A 17,320-nucleotide genomic window follows, 5' to 3' on the forward strand; every position below is an offset into this window, starting at 1 on the left:
GACTTTTTATTTATCATTCTCACTGATCTCTAATGCCACCCGGGTAGCAGCATTATTCCCGCTCCAGTTCTTCTTGTAAAATTTTTCGAACGTCATCAACCGTTTCTTTTTCCAGGTCGGCTCTTTTCTCCAGCTCACTGGGTGACATCCTTAAAACGCTTCGTGCCGTATCGCACCCGATCTTCTTTAATGCATCAATCACCCATTCATCGATTTCATCGGAGAACTCTTCCAGATCCACATCAAACTCTTCCTCTTCATCCTCTGTATCACGGTATACATCGAGCTCAAATCCGGTAAGGTCGGACGCCAGCTTAATGTTCACCCCTCTTTTACCAATAGCCAGTGAAACCTGGTCGGGCTTTAAAAAGATGCTGGCGTGTTTGCTTTCCTGATCCACACTCATACTGGTAATTTTAGCGGGCGTCAGCGACCGCTGAATCAGCAGCTGTATGTTGGTGGTGAAATTGATCACATCAATATTTTCATTCTTCAGTTCCCGAACAATGCCATGAATACGGCTGCCCTTCATACCCACACAGGCGCCCACCGGATCAATACGATCGTCATAAGACTCCACGGCCACTTTTGCTCTTTCGCCTGGCTCCCGCACAATTTTTTTGATGGTGATCAGACCGTCAAAGATCTCGGGTACTTCTATTTCCAGCAACTTGGCAAGGAAATCGGGAGAAGTACGGGAAAGGATGATCACCGGGTTATTGTTCTTCAGATCCACCCGGGTCACTACCGCGCGGATGTTTTCACCTTTCTTAAAATAATCCTGTGGTATCTGCTCGCTTTTGGGAAGGATCAGTTCATTCCCTTCCTCATCCAGCAGCAGGATCTCTTTCTTCCACACCTGGTATACTTCAGCGCTGATGATTTCACCAATCCGGTCTTCGTATTTCTTTGCCAGTACGTTTTTCTTCAGATCACTGATGCGCCCTGCCAGTGTTTGTTTTGCAGCAAGGATCGCTCTGCGGCCGAAATCGATCAGGTCAATTTCCTCATACAGGTCTTCTCCCACTTCATAATCCGGCTCGGATTTGATCGCCTCCGAATACGCCACCTGGGCCAACGGATCTTCCACCTCTCCATCTTCCACGATAGTCCGGTGCCGCACGATTTCCAGGTCTCCTTTCTCTGCGTTAACAATTACATCAAAATTTTCATCGCTTCCGTATTTTTTACGGAGTAATGTTTTGAATACATCCTCTACAACTTTCATCATTGTGGGACGATCTATATTTTCTGCATCTTTAAAATCCTGGAATGCCTCAATTAAATTAATACTTGCCATAATGAAGTACGATTTACCTTAATGAAATCACAGCTCCTCAGCTGTTTACTTTTTAAAATTTAATTTGAATTTTTGTTGTTTTAATTGTTTCCAATAAAATAGTATGTGCTGTCGTTTCCATTTTTTTGCCCTTGCCCCTGGTTTCAACCACTACAATGGCATCATCGGCCACAGACAGTAACGTTCCTTCAGTCCTTTGTCCGTCGAGCTGGATCACCTCCACATTTCGACCTGTGTTCTTAATATACTGGCGGTGCAGTTTTAGCGGCTCATCCAATCCGGGCGATGATACTTCCAGGGAAAAATCCCCATCCGGGAACAACCCTTCTTCCTCTATTTGCTTATACAACGCCCTGTTATACTTTACCAGGTCATCAATCCCCACTCCCCTATCCCCATCAATAAAAATCTTAAAATTATTGGTAGGTTTTATCCGGATATCCACTAAAAAATGAGACGGATTTCCCGCCAGCAACGCAACTACTTTTTCCTGTAAAGTTTGAATTATAGCCTCTTTGTCCATATCTCTGAAAAAAGAAGAAGGGAACGCCTCCGTTCCCTCAGTCTCCTTTTCTGCCGCAAAAGTAAGGCAATTACCGCAAAAAGAGCAATTTTTACAACTATTTTCTAAAGATCCCTGCGCCGGGAAAGCGGGAGACGGAACCGGCTCTCACGGACGGATCCCCACTTATCAAAAACCCGGTCTGTCTGGCAACAATTTTCCGGTTCCCGCGTTATTTGTATAACTTTAGAAGATGTCTGTTTTACTTTACGCCATATTACTTTTTTTCCTGTACAACTTTATTGTAAAAGTGGTGCTGCCGGTTTACCGGACCACCCGGCAGATCAAACGCCAGTTCTCCGGTATGAAACAGCAGTTTCAGCAATCCGGATCAGCTGCACCGCCGGAACCGGAACCTGCCGCATCCCGCAAAAAGGAAAAACCGAAGATCGGGGAGTATATCGATTTTGAGGAGGTCAAATAATCAGCTGCTGTGATCCTGTATGATCTTCCAGCTACCTGCTATTTTCCTGAAGATCAATGTAAAGTGCCCGCTGAGATCGCCCTGTTTGCGGGTCAGTTGCCATTTCCCGACCACATTGCAAAAACCGGTTCCCAGAGGTTGTATTTTTAACAGGGTAAATTTAAGTGTGCCCATTTCGTCCCTGGAGGGATAGGACCTCCGGTAATTGTCCAGGGTCTGCTGCCATCCATAGGTTGTACCTTTTTTGCCCACAAATAGCAGGGAATCATTTTTCCAGTAAGTATCCATAAACACTTCCAGGTTTCCCTGGTTCCAGGCAGTGATCTGCTGCTCCATCACTGCCCGTATTTGTTGCTCATCCGTTTGCTGCGCCTGGCCGGACAGCAGGATCAGATTCAGCAAAACAAGAAAATAATATTTTTTCATACGCCGGGATTATTACAAAAGCGAATGTATTCAAAATTATCCAGGCTGAAGGCTGATTGCAGAAGGCTGATCCCTCCATTAATAATGATCATGATCACAATCCTCCGCATGCGCGTGATTATGACTGCGGCAGTACCGGTAATTGATAATATGGGCTGCTATGATAAAAATAACGGCGGGTACCAGCAGCAGGGTATGATATTCTAGCAATACCTGCTTCAGCACCAGGAAAAAGATCCCCGCTGCAAAAAGCAGGATGGGCAGCTTTTTATGGTGGTGCGATTTATAACCATGATACAGCGAATAGATACCGATCACAAAGGCCAGGAAGATCATCCCCAGTTCAAATGCCACATTTTCAATGATATTGATCCCAAAAAGAGGCAAGCTGGCCATAAATAGGGGCAGCACTGCACAATGAATGGCGCAGATCACAGAAGCGGAAATCCCCAGTGCGTCCCAATTGATTTTTGATCTCATGTTGCAAAAATAAAAAAAAGAAACGTTGTTGCAAATATTTAATCCTTTCAAATCAATAAACGTTTTCCGGCGTTAATTGTTAAACAGTTGGAATACATTTGCGCATTAATTTTTCAGCATGTCAAAAAAGGCTATTTTTTATACTGCATTTTTCGTTTTTCTTTCGATCGCATTCTACCTGACAGCCGTCTATTTTATCCCGGGCTTTAACAAACGGAAACTGGAACCGATCAGCAAAGTGGGACAATTCACCTTTACGGACCAGGACGGGAAACCTTTTTCCAACAAGGATGTGGAGGGAAAGCTGTATGTGACCGAATATTTTTATACGACCTGCCCCGGTATCTGCCCGATGATGAACAATAACATGAAACAGGTTTATGAAAAATACAAAGGCACCCCGGGGTTCTTGATTGTTTCCCACACCTGCGATCCGGAAAACGATTCCGCCGCACAGCTGAAGCATTATGCCGATTCGATGAAAGTGGATACCAGGCAGTGGGTGTTCCTGACCGGCAGGAAGGACAGTCTTTATAAAATGGCACGTCTGAGCTATACCATTGATGACCCGAAGAATTACCTCAACTCTAATGAAGATGATTTCCTGCACACCCAGTTCTGGGCGCTGGTGGACGGAAAGGGAAACGTATTAAAAATTTATGACGGGTTGAAACAAAAAGAAATCAACCGGTTAATAGCGGATATTGCCGACGAACTGAAAAATGCATCAAAAATTAATTAATTTTAAGGTATGGATTCGATCGTTCATATATTAAAACAAAACAATTTAAGCGTAACCGAAGGCCGGCGCAAAATCCTGTCCCTGTTCCTGAACAGCGACGGCGCCCTGGCACATGCAGACATTGAAAAAAATACGGACAGTCATTTCGATCGTGTAACCGTATACCGCACTCTCCAGTCGTTTGTGGATAAAGGGATCATTCATACGATTCCTACTTCAGACAACAGCATCAAATATGCCCTGTGCAAGGATGAATGCGGGGAAGGACATCACCATGATCATCACATACACCTGGTATGCAGCAGGTGCGGCAATACTTTTTGCCTGGATGATGTGGTAACACCGGCCGTTAAACTGCCGAAGGACTATACCATACAACAGGTGGAAGTGGTGGTAAAAGGTATCTGCAAAGCCTGTAATGCCAAGTAAACCGGAAATACATCAATAAAAGCGGCTGCCGCCCAGAACCAACTGCAAGCTGTTAGTGCATTGTTCACCTGTAATCGAAAGAAGATCTGCCGCTATTTTCTTCCAGTTGTAAAATCAATAAGGTACGGGTGCAGCGGACGCAGGTCCTGATCCCTGAAGCCGCTTCCGATAACGAGCTGGTATTTTTTGTTGGGCTGAAGCGCCTCCAGTTCAAGAGAAATGGACCTCCCATCTTCTGAAAAACCAATCACATTCTTTATCCGTGCCAGGTGCTCCTTTCCTAATGGTCCTAACTCAAAATTCCGGAACTGGTTGTGCATTGCCGTTGAAAACGTAATTGTGATCCGCGTGATCCCGGGGCTGACTTTTCTATTTCCGTTTTTAAACGGTTCCAGGCTGATTACCCCCGGCCGTTTTTTTTCAAATATTTTGGCGTAGGCGGCCACCGGTTGCGAGAAGTATCCGCTTGCATCCACATAGGCGGCAAGGGATACGGAGTTGCTATAATCCAGCTCAATCATTTCCCTGATGGCCTGTTTTTTATCCTTTGCCTTTTCATAATATTTTTCAGCAATGGCATACCCCACATAGTAACCCAGGTCCCGGGTATCAAATTCATTTGTTGCATCACTGTAAAGCCAGAAGCTGTAATAAGAACTGAACATCTGGCTGGCAAAAACTTTTTTAACCCGTTCCTCGTTGCGCTTCCCGTAGCCGATCGCCGGAGCCGCGGAGGGCGTTCCGGTGGCCATTACCGCCAGAAACTCTGCCACACCTTCCATTACGGATTGTGCCAGCAGCTGACCGGTTTCAGTAGTTTTCTGTTGTGTATGCACCAGCTCATGAACAGCGGTGAATTTCAGGCTGTTCATTTTCTTTTCATCAGCAAAAATAATTTCACTGCCGATCAGGATCTTGTCACCGGCAGTGGTTCCCCCGCTCCGGAAAACACCCATGGTAAAATAAGTGGTTGCCGGCTTCAGTTCAGGATATATGCTCCGCAACTGATCCGTACCTGTTTCTATATCCGCTGCCAGGGCGCCGGCCCGCGAGGTGTTCTTCCGGAGCGAAGTCCAGAACTCGGGGCTTTTATTGATCGCGTCAATATACTCCTGCGGTGTATACCGTCTTGCCTTCATCATGGCCTGCAATCCCGGCGTGCCCTTGGTAATAAATAACCGGTCCAGGTAAGCACGCTGCTGAGCACTGTCGTTTGTGGTACGGATGCTGTCATAGGTTTCCCAGAAATTATTGATGTCTGTAGTTACAACTGCGGAATGGTTTTGAGCAGCCAGGTGTAAAGAAAAGCACAGGCACCATAATAGCACAACATATTTTTTTCTGCCGGTTTTTTTATCCATTAGTATCACCCGGGATACTGTTCTCATACAACAGGAATTAGATTATAAAATAAAGTGCACACCGTTACAGCCTGCGCGGATATCAACAGGTAAACGCAATATTCCGGAATATGTTACAACCCTGTTGTATCCTGCATTCCGGGCTGTATACAATCTGCTGATCCCTAAAGAAAAAAGTCCTGATGTAGACACATCAGGACTTTTGATTAATGTTTTGATTAACTGCTAATTTACAGCCGGAACCTATTTTTTCCAAATAAAATAATTTTAATTTTTGCCTCCACCCACCAGTGAATAAAGCACGGAAGAACCGAGGGAAAGCAATATACTGAATATCAACGCCCACCAAAAACCATTCACTACAACCCCTTTAAAAAAGTTGGCTGCGATCAATACCATAAACGCATTTATCACCAGCAAAAACAATCCAAGTGTCACTAAAGTGACCGGAATGGTCAGAATTACCAGCACAGGTTTTATGATCGCATTCAAAAGCGCCAGCACCAGTGCAAACAAGGCAGCGGTTTTCATGTCAGCAATTTTTACACCGGGCAAAATATTGGGGAGTAAATAAGCGATGAGTCCGGTTATAAGCACTTTAAGTATAAAATTCATTTGAACAGCGAATGTTTATTAAAAGTTAAAGGTAGCTAAAATTGAAGGATTATGAAAGGATTCCCGGCAATCTTTTCCATTGTATTTGCACCGGATTGCCGGGATTTCTATGATTTTTTTGTAACTTGTAATACTAAAAATCCTCCAATTTAAAAGTTATGAATGATCCGAAAAAACATACCGGCGATAAGAAAGAGGAGCTGAAAGAACATCCCCAGAAACACGAGGGAGATCCGCAGGAAGACATGGAAGGTCCCGTATCTTCCATATTACAGCGGGGAAAAGAAGTGATTGATAAAATCGGGGATAAAAAGGGACATAAGGAGCACTCCGAGGATGAAAGCAAATGACAGCAATGATCCGCTTCACCCTGTTTTAGCTGCAGGACAACTTGCGGTAAGGTATACTATTATACTACCTTCTGTATTTCATTTTTACCAAATAAAATCTACTAAAACCAGACAACATGGAAAATTTCAATCAGCCCGCTCCGCAATTTGGAGAGGGAGGACTTTTTAAGCATCTTGAAGTGAACGAACAGGGCAAGCTTTATCTTGACGAAGCTTCCAAATGGGCAAAATTTCTTGGCATTATCGGTTTCATTTTTCTCTTTTTTATGCTCATAGGCGGATTTGGAGTAATGATGGCGGGATCTGCCGCTTTCCGCAACAGCGGAATCCCCTTCTCCGGCGCATTTATTGGACTTCTTTACATTGCATTCGCCGCACTTTATTTTTTCCCGGCTTTTTATCTTTATAAATTCGGTACCATCGCCCGCAGGGCCCTGCAGAACGAAAGCCTTACCGAACTGAATGAAGGGCTCCGGTACCTGAAAAGTTTCTTCAAGTTTGCCGGTATCCTTACCATTGTGGTGATCGCTTTTTATATTATTGCCGTTCTGAGCGTGGGCATGGGCGCCATGACTTCGAGGTTCTGATCCCGGCAGTTTCTGATAAAGCAGTGGTTTCAAAAGTCTTTACCGGCATATGCTCCTATGGCGAACGGGATGTTTCAGCAGCTGAAGCCCCGATCGCTTCGGAACAGTACCACAATACACGATAAACCGGCTTTTCAGACTGTCGCTTTATTTTAACCACATCCATTTATTGATTATTTTTAGGCCATGTGGTACCGTATCTTGTTTATCGGGTTTTGCAGTGCAATCATAACCATTTCTACAAAAGCCCAGCCGGCAGCAAAAAAGCTAAAGCCTCCTGTCAGAATAGGGGTATTGCCCAGCGGCACCTACAACGCAATCACCGATGTAAGCGGGGTACGTATCGGTCATAAAACACTTATCAGTGGCAGCTCGGTACGAACAGGAGCTACGGTTGTACTGCCACATGAAGGCAGCCTGTTTCAGGAAAAAGTTCCCGCTGCTGTATATGTGGGCAATGGTTTTGGAAAACTGGCCGGCAGCACACAGATCCGGGAGCTGGGAAATATCGAAGGTCCGGTGATCCTTACCAACACGCTCAATGTAGCCTCCGGTATCAATGCCGGGATCACCTATACGCTGGAAAAAAACAAACAACTGGACATACAGAGTGTAAACACCGTTGTGGGAGAGACCAACGATGGGTTCCTCAACGATATCCGGGGCCGGCATGTTTCCGAAAAGGACATTCTGGAAGCAATTGAAACGGCGGACACGGGATGGGTGGCACAGGGCAATGTAGGGGCAGGAACCGGGACGGTCTGCTTTGGTTTCAAGGGAGGTATCGGCACTGCCTCAAGAGTATTGCCCAACGCTTCCGGAGGCTATACGGTGGGCGTACTGGTACAGACCAATTTTGGCGGTGTGCTGGAAATTGCCGGTGTTCCGGTGGGCAGGGAACTGGGAAAATATTTCTTAAGCGACCAGCTGAACCAGCCCGTGGATGGCAGCTGCATGATCGTTGTAGCTACCGACGCACCGCTGGATGCCCGCAACCTCGAACGGCTGGCCAAGCGTGCGTTTATGGGTCTTGCAAAGACCGGCGGCATTGCCAGCAACGGCAGCGGCGACTATGTCATCGCTTTTTCCACCAGCCCTTCCGTAAGAATTCCGCATGTGCCGGAAGGGCCCCTGCATACCACTACTTCCCTTTTTAATGAGGATGTTTCACCCTTGTTCCTGGCCGCCATCGAAGCAACAGAGGAAGCCATTATCAATTCGCTTTTTGCAGCAACCACTATGACAGGCCGCGACGGACACAAAGTGGAAGCCCTGCCGAGAGACAAAGTAATTTCGATCTTAAAAAAATACAACCGGTACCAACCATGAAATGGACATTTGTAAACAATGAATTTGCCGAAGAAGGAAAAGACCGGATACGCACCGGTGATCTGGCCCTGCAACGGGGCTATGCTGTTTTTGATTATTTCAGAACGATTCATAACAAGCCCCTGTTCCTCGACGATTACCTGCAGCGTTTCTTTAATTCCGCAGCAGCGCTTTTTATTACTGTTCCCCATAATCCCGAAGCGGTAAAGGCGCTTATTTTTCAGCTGATCGAAAAGAACCATATCCCGCAAAGCGGTATTCGTATGATTGCCACAGGCGGCTATGCGCCGGACAGCTACACACCGGTTGAGGGCAATTTTATCCTGCAGCAGCAACCGCTGCAGTTGCCGGACACAGCAACATTTGAAACCGGCATCAAAATCATAACACAGGAATACCAGCGGGACCTCCCCGAGGTAAAATCGATCAATTACCTGATGGGCATCTGGCTTCAGAAAAAAGTAAAAGAAAAACAGGCAGCGGATGTTCTCTATTTTCAGAACCATATCATTTCCGAATTTCCCCGGGCCAATGTTTTTATTGTAACACCGGAAGGCCGTCTGGCAACTCCCTCGCGTAACCTGCTACAGGGCATCACCCGGAAAAAGGTAATAGAACTGGCGGGTGAACTGCTTCCGGTAGAAGAACGGGATGTTTTTCTGCCGGAATTGACCCATGCCGCAGAAGTGTTTATGACCAGCACCACCAAACGCATCCTGCCGGTAACGGAAGTGGACGGGATCCGTATCGGGAACGGAACCGCAGGGCCTGTGACCCGTAAACTATATACCCGTTTTCTGGAAATGGAAGCGACGCAGGTGTAATAGCGCCCCGTGTTAATTGTTCTTATTCGCCAACTGACCACAGGCGGCGTCGATATCCTTGCCCCTGCTGCGTCTTAAGCGGGCATTTACCTTATTCTTTTCGAGGTAGTTCATGAACGCATCCACTTTTTCTTCCGATGGTTTGGTGAATTTCGCAAACTCGATCGGGTTGTATTCAATCAGGTTCACCAGATCCGCCGGTACCTGCCGGTAGATCTTGATCAGCTCATCCGCATCCTCCAGTGAATCGTTGAAATTATTAAACAGGATGTATTCAAAAGTGATCTCGTTCTTTGTCTGTTTATAAAAATAGTTCAATGCCTCAATAAGCGATTTGATATTGTTGCTGTCATTGATGGGCATAATTTCGTGCCGTTTTTTATCATTTGCCGCATGCAGTGACAGCGCAAGTTTAAATTTCACTTTATCATCTCCCAGTTGCCGGATCTGTTTGGCAACTCCCGCGGTGGATACTGTAATTCTTTTGGGGCTCATTCCCAATCCTTCGGGGTCGGTGATCTTATCAATGGCCTTCAGTACGTTCCGGTAATTCAGCAGCGGCTCCCCCATTCCCATAAACACAATATTGGTGAGTTTCTTATCATAAACCTCAAGGGATTGCTGGTTGATCAGCGCCACTTCGTCATAGATCTCATCAAAACTCAGGTTCCGTTTCCGTTCAATATAGCCGGTGGCACAAAATTTACAGCTCAGGCTGCAGCCGATCTGGGAGCTCACACAGGCCGTTTTGCGCTCTTCTGTCGGGATCAGTACCCCTTCGGTAAGATAGCCCTCCACTGTTTTGAAGCGGGTTTTTATTGTTCCGTCCTCCGAGTGCTGGGTCAGATCCACCGTCAACGCCGGAAATTCGAACCGGCTGCTCAGTTGCTGCCGCAGCTCCTTGCTGATATTGCTCATCGCATCAAAGCCCTGTACCGGTTTCAGCCACAGCCAGTCGTACACCTGCCGGGCACGGAATTTTTTCTCCCCCATCGACAAAAAATAGTCTTCCAGGTCTGTGAGGCTGAGATTACGGATGTTCTGCTGCTTTGTGTTCATTTCGCAAAGATACGCCACCTGTGGTTTAAAGGCAGAAAAGTTCCCGCGGGCACCCGTCACTGACCCACCAACTCCCCATTCTGACCTGAAACCTAGCTATCTTTGCGCCATGAAGATTTTAATGGTATGCCTGGGCAATATCTGCAGAAGTCCCCTGGCAGAAGGAATTTTACAAAAGAAAGCAGATCAGCTTGGCCTGAACTGGCAGGTAGACAGTGCCGGTACCAATGGTTATCATACCGGTGAGGCGCCGCACCGGCTCTCACAGAAAGTAGCGGCACATCATGGGATTGATATTTCCGCGCAACGGGCCCGTGATTTTGTTGCTGCTGATTTTGAGCACTTTGATAAGATCTACGCCATGGCAAACGATGTGGTGGACGAAATAAGATACATTGCCGGAGATCGTTTTGACCCCTCGAAAGTGGAACTGATCATGAACGAAATCACTCCCGGTAAAAACAGCGATGTTCCGGATCCCTGGTACGGGCCGGAGCCCGGTTATCATGAAGTATTTGAAATGCTGGACAAAGCGACAGACCGTATCGTAAAAAGATACCACGGAGCAGCGCATACGGCAACAACACAAAACCAATAATATTTTTTTATATGTTACAGCCTGATATTCCCGGGCATACAACTTTAATTCTTTTTACGTGAGTAAACCATCCCTTCCGCAAGGAACAAGAGATTTTGACGCCGCCACTGTGCGCAAACGCAATTACATTTTTGATACGATAAAGAAGGTCTTTGAATTATACGGATTTCAGCCGCTGGAGACCCCGGCCATGGAGAACCTGGACACCCTTATGGGTAAATACGGGGAAGAAGGGGATAAACTTATTTTCAAGATCCTGAACAACGGGCTGGATAACGAACAGAAGGCCGGTAAAGTAAAAGCCGGTTTTGAAAAGATCCTGGAGGGTAAGTCGAGCAAGGAGATCACCGAACGTGCATTACGTTACGACCTGACCATTCCTTTTGCCCGTTATGTGGCCATGCAATACAACCAGCTGGCACTGCCCTTTAAGCGCTATCAGCTGCAACCCGTCTGGCGGGCAGACCGGCCGCAAAAGGGGCGGTACCGGGAATTTTACCAGTGCGATGCAGATGTTGTGGGCAGCCGCGCCCTGCTTAATGAGCTGGAGCTGGCCGCCATTTATTCCACCGTTTTTAAAAAGCTGAACCTGCCGGTGGAAATACGGATCAACAACCGGAAGATCCTTACTGCGCTTGCAGCGCTTTGCGGAGGTGCGGAGAAAATGATCGATATTGCCATTGCTATTGATAAACTGGATAAGATCGGCATCGAAAAAGTGCAGGAAGAGCTGAAACAACGTGGCCTCAGCGATACGCAGGTGTCGCTGATCCGGCAGTTCCTGGAAATAGGCGGAAGCAACACAGCGATCATTGCCGCATTAAAACCGCTTTTTGCAGACAATGCAACCGGTCTTGAAGGCATCGGGGAACTGGAGTACATCATTTCATCGGCCGGATTGCCGGAGCTGAAGATCGATGTTACCCTTGCCCGCGGACTGAACTATTATACCGGAACTATTTTTGAGGTAAAAGCAGTAGGTGTACAGATGGGCAGCATCGGAGGCGGCGGCCGTTACGACGACCTTACCGGGTTATTCGGCGTACCTGATGTACCCGGCGTGGGTATTTCCTTTGGTGTTGACCGGATCTATGACGTACTTACCGAGTTAGACCGTTTCCCCGCCGATGTATACAGTGGTACGAAGCTCTTATTTTTTAACTTGGGCACTGCTGAAGCGCAAAAATCGTTTGAACTGATGCAGCAGCTGCGGGCTAAAGGAGTGGCAGCAGAGCTTTTCCATGAAACCGCAAAGTTTGACAAACAGTTCCGGTATGCCGATAAAAAGGGCATTCCCTTTATCGCCATACTGGGAAGCAAGGAGCTGGAAGCCGGTGAAATTGTAATAAAAAATTTACAGACCGGTGATCAGCAGCAGGTGACCTTTGATGATTTAGGGAATTATATCTTTGACCGGCCGGTGCAGTAAGGCACCGCGATTATGCACTGAAACAAAAAACCAATATAACATGACAAACGTGAAAAACAAAGGCTTATTCATCCTGAGTAGCTGCCTTGTACTCTTTTTCGCTGCCTGTAACAAAGGAGGAAAAACCGGGTTGCTGGTTCCCAAAGATGCGGGTCTTGTGGTACACATAGACCTTGCTTCGCTTTCTTCCAAGCTGACCTGGGCAGAGATCAAGCAGACGGCCTGGTTTACCGAGGCCCTGGCCCAGACAAAAGATTCCCTCGGACGCCAGTTACTGAACGACCCGGAAGCCTCCGGCATCGACCCAAAAGGCGGACTGGTATTTTTTATGAGACGCAATGGCAATAACGGTTATGTAGCTTTTGAAGGCCGTCTGAAAGACGCGGCGCTGTTCTCCAAAATGATCGAGACCGGCAGCAAGGGCACCGTTAAAATTGAAAAAGACGGTGAACTGAACGTTGCACGGTCGTCCGATAACGAATCAGCAGTGCTCTGTTTCAACGACAAGCTCTTTGTTGCCGTGATCGATGCTTCGGGTCTGGAACATAAAATACCGGGGGGACAGCATTCCTTCGAAAATGTACAGAAATACAGTCCGGACAGTCTGAAATTTTTCGCAAAAAACACCTTCCAGTTAAAGGGCGACCAGTTACTGGATGCCGATAAACGGTTTGAATCCCTGATCACGGATAAGGCAGACATGCATTACTGGGTCAATAGCGGTAACCTGTACGGAGGCAGCCTTCCCGGCATGCTTTCCATGATGAAGTTCAGCACGCTGCTGGAAGGGAATATCTCCACAGGAAAAGCCAATTTTGATAACGGCAAGATCACACTGGATGCGCTTAACTATTATGGCAAGGAACTTACGGATCTGCTGAAGAAACACAGCGGAAAGGCGATTGATAACGAAACCATCAGTCATTTACCCAACCAGGATGTGCTCGCGGCATTCGCATTGAATTATCCTCCGGACGGGGTACGCGATTTCCTGAAGATGCTGGGTGTTGACGGTATTGCAAATGCCGCGATGGGGCAGCTGGGCATTAGTGCTGAAGACTTTATCAAAGCCAATAAGGGCTCCCTTGCATTTGCCCTGAACGATGTACAGGTAAGCAGCACCCCCAGTGCTGTTACGCTGGGTAACGGAGAACAGATCCCTTATGAAAAGGAACACACAAAACTGGATTTTGTCTTTGGTTCCGCTGTGGGCGATAAAGCAAGCTTTCAGAAACTGATCGATGCCTTTAACTCCAAAATGAAAAACCAGCTACCGGGGGGCGACAGTCTGGATAACTCCGTAAAAAATAAACTCGGCGATCAGTGGTTTGCATTGGGGAGTACCGATGCTGCAACAGATGCGTTCCTGGCGGGAAATCAAAAGCCGGCCTATGCACAATCCTTTGCCGGGCATACATTCGGAGGCTATGTAAATCTTCAGAAAGCCTTTACAACGGCGCTGGCCAACAACCGGGATTCTGCCTATAAAAAGAACCTGGAACTGTCTGCCGCTTTCTGGAAAACGGCTACCGCATATTCCGATATCCGGGACGGACAGGCATACAGCAAAGTGGAAGTAACCCTCGCAGATGGCAGTGCCAATGCATTGAAGCAGCTAAACCGGTATGTGGACCAGATGTATCAGGCCCTGCCTAAAAAAGACCTCCGTGAGGACTGGCCGGTGTCTGTAGATTCCCTTGCAATTCCTGTTCCGGAGGAAAAATAATACTTCATGAAGCTAGAGATACGGGACCTGCTGCCACTTTATTTTGAAGAAGCACGGAAAAGCAGTTCAGAAATATGGGGTAAAGAGTTGCAGTTTTCCGGAGGAGAACTGGTGAATATCGTAGCACCATCCGGAACGGGCAAAACCTCTCTTGTTCATTTTCTGTATCAGCTGAGAACCGATTATAGCGGGGCGATCTTATACGACGGTAAATCGCTGAGTACGTTCAGTCGCGAGGCCATAGCGCAACTGCGCAAAGACAGGGTAAGCATTATCCTGCAGGACATGCGGCTATTCGGAGAACAGACCCTGCGGGAAAACCTGGAGATAAAACGGCAGTTAAACCCGTATCATCCACCCGAACGTATTGTTGAGATGGCACGCGCCCTGGGGGTGGAGCACCGGCTGGATGCCCCGGCAAAAAATTGTTCTTACGGCGAGCAGCAGCGGGCGGTGATCATACGCGCGCTGCTGCAACCGTTTGAATTGCTGCTGATGGACGAACCCTTCAGTCACCTGGATCCGGCCAATACCAAAAGGGCCATTGACCTGATCCTCGAAGAGGCAGCCGGCAGAAAGGCCACGATTCTTTTTGCGGAACTGGCAAAAGCGGCCGCTTTTCCGGCCACCCATTTGTATCATCTATAAATCGTTGTTGTGGCAGTATCATTCAAGCCTGTAAAACCTTTATTGTATACCGGAACCAATGCCTCATCACGCTGGTTTTCCTATATCGGACTGGGCATCGGTGTGCTGCTGCTGTTATGTTCGGTTCAGATGTTCATCAACATCCAGCAGTTATTAAAGGAAGGCAGCATCCGCAAAGATGGTTTTGACTTTGTATCCATCACCAAAACCATCACCAATGAAACGATGGGGCAACCGGAAAAGAATCTTTTTAATGCCGGCGAGATCGACGCCGTAAAAAAACAGCCCTTCATCACCGGTGCCTCACCCCTGCTGGCCAACGATTTCAGGGTACAGCTGAGTGCCGGCAATGTACTGCCCTTCAGCACGGATATGTTCCTGGAGGCGCTCGACAACGATTTTATAGATACCCTGCCGCCCAATTTCACCTGGCAGGAAGGTGAACGCAATATTCCCATTATCCTCTCCTCCGATTTTTTTGAGATCTACAACATCTTTGCACCGGGGCAGGGCCTGCCGCAGCTTTCAAAGGAAACCGCTATGGGCATTCCCGTACAGATCACCTGTTTCGGCAGGGATCAGTCTGTTACTTTTTCCGGTAAGATCGTTGCCTTCAGCGACCGGGTGAACTCGGTCCTTGTTCCCAAAAATTTTCTGCAATGGGCCAATAAAACCTTTTCCGGCAAGGACCGCCAGGAAGCAAGCCGGTTGTTCCTCAAATTAAAAGATGTGAATGATCCCGAGCTGATCCGGTACCTGGATGCGCAGCATTATGTCATCAGCCGCGATAAAACGCTGCTGGGGCGTAATAAGATCGTGCTGCAGGGAGTCTTCAGCGGACTGGGCATTTTCGGGTTACTGGTGGTAATCCTGGCACTGATGCTGTTCTCTTTTTATCTGCAACTGGTCATTGCCCGAAGCCGGCAACACCTGGAACTGCTGCTGGTGCTTGGTTATTCCCCTGCCTGGCTGGGAAAAAATGTGTCCAACCAGTTCGTCCCGGTCTATCTCTTTATTGTCCTTATCGCACTCGTCTGCACCCAGGTAATGCAATGGGCCTTTCATCAGTTTGTGATGTTCGGACGTCCGGAGCTTTCTTCCTTCGTCAACTGGATCGTGCTCCTGCTGGCGGCAGCATTGATCCTGATGGCTATTGTAACCAATGCGCGTCTTGTAAAAAAGTTGTTGTATCAGCTGGGATAAGGACGGTGCTGCTATCAAAAAAACCGACTCCGTGTTGATGTTGCACACCGGTAGTTACGGTTTCATTTCATTCATTTTTTTTCGACAACGCCCACCGTTTCGGGTCCGTGGGGCAGCTTGTCGCTCTTCTTTCCGAATTCGATGCGGTACACCTGGATCATTAATAAAAAGTACGACATAAACAGCGGGCCAAAGATCAGCCCCATGATGCCGAAGAGCTTAAGACCCAGGATCACACCAAAAACCGTTATCAGCGGATGAATGTCCCCGATTTTCTTAAGGATGGTAAACCGCAACACGTTATCGATACCGCCTACAATGATCAGGCTGTATAAGGTAAGGCCGATGCCGTTGCCTACATGTCCGGTTGCAAAAACAACAATACAGATAGGCACCCATACGATCATCGTGCCTACAGCGGGGATCATTGAAGCCGCACCGGTTATAAGTCCCCACATCACAAAATTACCCACTCCGAATATCCAGTATCCCAGCACCGCCACCAATCCCTGGCACAGGGCCAGGATCGGTATCCCCAGCGCATTGGAACGTACCATCATCTTTGTCTCTTCCCAAAGCGTTTGGGTGTTGTCATCGCTGAAAGGAATGAACAGGCGGATCCGTTTTTCCATTCCCCGCGCATTCACCTGCATAAAATAGAGGATAAACAGGGCGGTAAAAATGTTCACAAAGATTTCAGCCACTGAGTTAAGGATGCCCGGGAAATAAGCGGTCACTTTTCCAAGGGTGCGCATCAGGGACTCGTCAGAAAGGTTGATCCGGTTGAGCAGGGGCTTGCTGGCAATAAACGCTTTAACTGCATTGTATTTTTCCACGATCACCTGTTTATTGGCCAGCAGATTACTGATCTGCGGGATCATTACCTCTATGATCAGCCATAACGGCAGCGCGATCACCAGGAGTGTGCCAAACATCAGAAGAAAACTGGCCAGGGATTTTTTCCATTTCCGTTCTTCGGTAAGCCGGAAAAATGTTTTACGGAAAAGGATGTACAATGTAATGGCACCCAGGGCTCCGGGCGTAAAATACCGGAGGTTAAAAAAGATCATAAATCCCAGAAGGCCGATGAGCAGTATCAGTACAATTTGCCGTAGTATATTGTTGTCTATTTTCCTGTAGGTCATTTTATGTTTTTATAACTATAAAAATAGAGTATTTTCTGTTTATATACTCTTCTGCACTGATGGTCTTTTATCATTTAAATATT

General features: G+C 47.3%; 20 protein-coding genes. 12 read left to right on the forward strand and 8 right to left on the reverse strand.

Annotated elements, in window-relative coordinates:
- Positions 1-52: 52 nt before the first annotated feature.
- Together nusA and K7B07_RS07800 are read right to left on the reverse strand one after the other, a co-directional pair.
- On the reverse strand, positions 53-1,300 hold the full coding sequence (nusA, locus tag K7B07_RS07795) for a transcription termination factor NusA (protein ID WP_223708729.1): 1,248 nt from the start codon (positions 1,298-1,300) through the stop codon (positions 53-55).
- 52 nt (positions 1,301-1,352) lie between these two features.
- Positions 1,353-1,823 carry an LSm family protein gene (locus K7B07_RS07800; RefSeq protein ID WP_223708730.1) on the reverse strand — a complete coding sequence of 157 codons (471 nt, stop codon included), beginning with the start codon at positions 1,821-1,823 and terminating at the stop codon, positions 1,353-1,355.
- A gap of 232 nt (positions 1,824-2,055) precedes the next feature.
- Between K7B07_RS07800 and K7B07_RS07805 the strand changes: the two genes are divergently transcribed.
- Positions 2,056-2,286 carry a hypothetical protein gene (locus K7B07_RS07805; RefSeq protein WP_223708731.1) on the forward strand — a complete coding sequence of 77 codons (231 nt, stop codon included), beginning with the start codon at positions 2,056-2,058 and terminating at the stop codon, positions 2,284-2,286.
- Here K7B07_RS07805 and K7B07_RS07810 read toward each other — a convergent pair whose 3' ends face one another.
- Both K7B07_RS07810 and K7B07_RS07815 read right to left on the reverse strand, forming a co-directional pair.
- Entirely contained in the window at positions 2,287-2,712 is a 426-nt protein-coding gene (locus tag K7B07_RS07810) for a YybH family protein (RefSeq protein WP_223708732.1), read from the reverse strand.
- Between the two features lie 78 nt (positions 2,713-2,790).
- Complete coding sequence (locus K7B07_RS07815) at positions 2,791-3,192, reverse strand: MerC domain-containing protein (protein WP_223708733.1); 402 nt, start codon at positions 3,190-3,192, stop codon at positions 2,791-2,793.
- 118 nt (positions 3,193-3,310) lie between these two features.
- On the opposite strand from K7B07_RS07815, the gene K7B07_RS07820 reads away from it, so the two are divergent.
- Together K7B07_RS07820 and K7B07_RS07825 are read left to right on the forward strand one after the other, a co-directional pair.
- Entirely contained in the window at positions 3,311-3,934 is a 624-nt protein-coding gene (locus K7B07_RS07820) for an SCO family protein (RefSeq protein WP_223708734.1), read from the forward strand.
- A gap of 9 nt (positions 3,935-3,943) precedes the next feature.
- On the forward strand, positions 3,944-4,363 hold the full coding sequence (locus tag K7B07_RS07825) for a Fur family transcriptional regulator (protein WP_223708735.1): 420 nt from the start codon (positions 3,944-3,946) through the stop codon (positions 4,361-4,363).
- Positions 4,364-4,455: 92 nt separating this feature from the next.
- Here K7B07_RS07825 and K7B07_RS07830 read toward each other — a convergent pair whose 3' ends face one another.
- Positions 4,456-5,751 carry an Ig-like domain-containing domain gene (locus K7B07_RS07830; RefSeq protein ID WP_223708737.1) on the reverse strand — a complete coding sequence of 432 codons (1,296 nt, stop codon included), beginning with the start codon at positions 5,749-5,751 and terminating at the stop codon, positions 4,456-4,458.
- A 240-nt stretch (positions 5,752-5,991) separates the two neighbouring features.
- Entirely contained in the window at positions 5,992-6,339 is a 348-nt protein-coding gene (locus K7B07_RS07835) for a phage holin family protein (RefSeq protein ID WP_223708739.1), read from the reverse strand.
- 158 nt (positions 6,340-6,497) lie between these two features.
- On the opposite strand from K7B07_RS07835, the gene K7B07_RS07840 reads away from it, so the two are divergent.
- The 4 genes from K7B07_RS07840 to K7B07_RS07855 all read left to right on the forward strand — a co-directional run bounded on the left by K7B07_RS07840 (position 6,498) and on the right by K7B07_RS07855 (position 9,429).
- Positions 6,498-6,689: a hypothetical protein gene (locus tag K7B07_RS07840; RefSeq protein WP_223708741.1), complete on the forward strand. Its 192-nt coding sequence runs from the start codon at positions 6,498-6,500 to the stop codon at positions 6,687-6,689.
- Positions 6,690-6,805: 116 nt separating this feature from the next.
- Entirely contained in the window at positions 6,806-7,276 is a 471-nt protein-coding gene (locus K7B07_RS07845; RefSeq protein WP_223708743.1) for a DUF5362 family protein, read from the forward strand.
- A gap of 186 nt (positions 7,277-7,462) precedes the next feature.
- A complete protein-coding gene (locus tag K7B07_RS07850) occupies positions 7,463-8,605 on the forward strand; it encodes a DmpA family aminopeptidase (RefSeq protein ID WP_223708745.1) in 1,143 nt (380 codons plus the stop codon).
- Complete coding sequence (locus K7B07_RS07855; protein WP_223708746.1) at positions 8,602-9,429, forward strand: aminotransferase class IV; 828 nt, start codon at positions 8,602-8,604, stop codon at positions 9,427-9,429. Before K7B07_RS07850 ends, K7B07_RS07855 begins: the two co-directional genes overlap by 4 nt.
- Before the next feature lie 12 nt (positions 9,430-9,441).
- Here the strand turns inward: K7B07_RS07855 and rlmN are convergent, their stop codons facing one another.
- Positions 9,442-10,488, reverse strand: a complete 1,047-nt coding sequence (gene rlmN, locus K7B07_RS07860) for a dual-specificity RNA methyltransferase RlmN (RefSeq protein ID WP_223708747.1) — start codon at positions 10,486-10,488, stop codon at positions 9,442-9,444.
- 109 nt (positions 10,489-10,597) lie between these two features.
- On the opposite strand from rlmN, the gene K7B07_RS07865 reads away from it, so the two are divergent.
- The 5 genes from K7B07_RS07865 to K7B07_RS07885 are packed head-to-tail and all read left to right on the forward strand — an operon-like array spanning position 10,598 to position 16,092.
- Entirely contained in the window at positions 10,598-11,086 is a 489-nt protein-coding gene (locus K7B07_RS07865) for a low molecular weight protein-tyrosine-phosphatase (RefSeq protein WP_223708748.1), read from the forward strand.
- 58 nt (positions 11,087-11,144) lie between these two features.
- A complete protein-coding gene (hisS, locus tag K7B07_RS07870) occupies positions 11,145-12,515 on the forward strand; it encodes a histidine--tRNA ligase (RefSeq protein ID WP_223708749.1) in 1,371 nt (456 codons plus the stop codon).
- Between the two features lie 40 nt (positions 12,516-12,555).
- A complete protein-coding gene (locus K7B07_RS07875; protein ID WP_223708750.1) occupies positions 12,556-14,241 on the forward strand; it encodes a DUF4836 family protein in 1,686 nt (561 codons plus the stop codon).
- 6 nt (positions 14,242-14,247) lie between these two features.
- Positions 14,248-14,889, forward strand: coding sequence for an ATP-binding cassette domain-containing protein (locus K7B07_RS07880; protein WP_223708751.1), 642 nt, complete (start codon positions 14,248-14,250; stop codon positions 14,887-14,889).
- Positions 14,890-14,898: 9 nt separating this feature from the next.
- The gene (locus K7B07_RS07885; protein WP_223708753.1) at positions 14,899-16,092 is read left to right on the forward strand and encodes a hypothetical protein; all 1,194 of its coding nucleotides are present in this window, start codon (positions 14,899-14,901) and stop codon (positions 16,090-16,092) included.
- Positions 16,093-16,163: 71 nt separating this feature from the next.
- Here K7B07_RS07885 and K7B07_RS07890 read toward each other — a convergent pair whose 3' ends face one another.
- Positions 16,164-17,237 (reverse strand): AI-2E family transporter, encoded by a 1,074-nt coding sequence (locus K7B07_RS07890; RefSeq protein ID WP_223708754.1) that lies wholly within the window; start codon positions 17,235-17,237, stop codon positions 16,164-16,166.
- Between the last annotated feature and the right edge of the window lie 83 nt (positions 17,238-17,320).

Origin of the sequence: Niabella beijingensis, from assembly GCF_020034665.1 — a bacterium.
GTDB lineage: Bacteria > Bacteroidota > Bacteroidia > Chitinophagales > Chitinophagaceae > Niabella > Niabella beijingensis.

What these genes read in the sequence shown, in the direction of transcription:
- nusA (WP_223708729.1), bottom strand. Translation starts at nt 1,300, where the DNA reads ATGGCAAGTATTAATTTAATTGAGGCATTCCAGGATTTTAAAGATGCA.
- K7B07_RS07800 (WP_223708730.1), bottom strand. Translation starts at nt 1,823, where the DNA reads ATGGACAAAGAGGCTATAATTCAAACTTTACAGGAAAAAGTAGTTGCG.
- K7B07_RS07805 (WP_223708731.1), top strand. Translation starts at nt 2,056, where the DNA reads ATGTCTGTTTTACTTTACGCCATATTACTTTTTTTCCTGTACAACTTT.
- K7B07_RS07810 (WP_223708732.1), bottom strand. Translation starts at nt 2,712, where the DNA reads ATGAAAAAATATTATTTTCTTGTTTTGCTGAATCTGATCCTGCTGTCC.
- K7B07_RS07815 (WP_223708733.1), bottom strand. Translation starts at nt 3,192, where the DNA reads ATGAGATCAAAAATCAATTGGGACGCACTGGGGATTTCCGCTTCTGTG.
- K7B07_RS07820 (WP_223708734.1), top strand. Translation starts at nt 3,311, where the DNA reads ATGTCAAAAAAGGCTATTTTTTATACTGCATTTTTCGTTTTTCTTTCG.
- K7B07_RS07825 (WP_223708735.1), top strand. Translation starts at nt 3,944, where the DNA reads ATGGATTCGATCGTTCATATATTAAAACAAAACAATTTAAGCGTAACC.
- K7B07_RS07830 (WP_223708737.1), bottom strand. Translation starts at nt 5,751, where the DNA reads ATGAGAACAGTATCCCGGGTGATACTAATGGATAAAAAAACCGGCAGA.
- K7B07_RS07835 (WP_223708739.1), bottom strand. Translation starts at nt 6,339, where the DNA reads ATGAATTTTATACTTAAAGTGCTTATAACCGGACTCATCGCTTATTTA.
- K7B07_RS07840 (WP_223708741.1), top strand. Translation starts at nt 6,498, where the DNA reads ATGAATGATCCGAAAAAACATACCGGCGATAAGAAAGAGGAGCTGAAA.
- K7B07_RS07845 (WP_223708743.1), top strand. Translation starts at nt 6,806, where the DNA reads ATGGAAAATTTCAATCAGCCCGCTCCGCAATTTGGAGAGGGAGGACTT.
- K7B07_RS07850 (WP_223708745.1), top strand. Translation starts at nt 7,463, where the DNA reads ATGTGGTACCGTATCTTGTTTATCGGGTTTTGCAGTGCAATCATAACC.
- K7B07_RS07855 (WP_223708746.1), top strand. Translation starts at nt 8,602, where the DNA reads ATGAAATGGACATTTGTAAACAATGAATTTGCCGAAGAAGGAAAAGAC.
- rlmN (WP_223708747.1), bottom strand. Translation starts at nt 10,488, where the DNA reads ATGAACACAAAGCAGCAGAACATCCGTAATCTCAGCCTCACAGACCTG.
- K7B07_RS07865 (WP_223708748.1), top strand. Translation starts at nt 10,598, where the DNA reads ATGAAGATTTTAATGGTATGCCTGGGCAATATCTGCAGAAGTCCCCTG.
- K7B07_RS07875 (WP_223708750.1), top strand. Translation starts at nt 12,556, where the DNA reads ATGACAAACGTGAAAAACAAAGGCTTATTCATCCTGAGTAGCTGCCTT.
- K7B07_RS07880 (WP_223708751.1), top strand. Translation starts at nt 14,248, where the DNA reads ATGAAGCTAGAGATACGGGACCTGCTGCCACTTTATTTTGAAGAAGCA.
- K7B07_RS07890 (WP_223708754.1), bottom strand. Translation starts at nt 17,237, where the DNA reads ATGACCTACAGGAAAATAGACAACAATATACTACGGCAAATTGTACTG.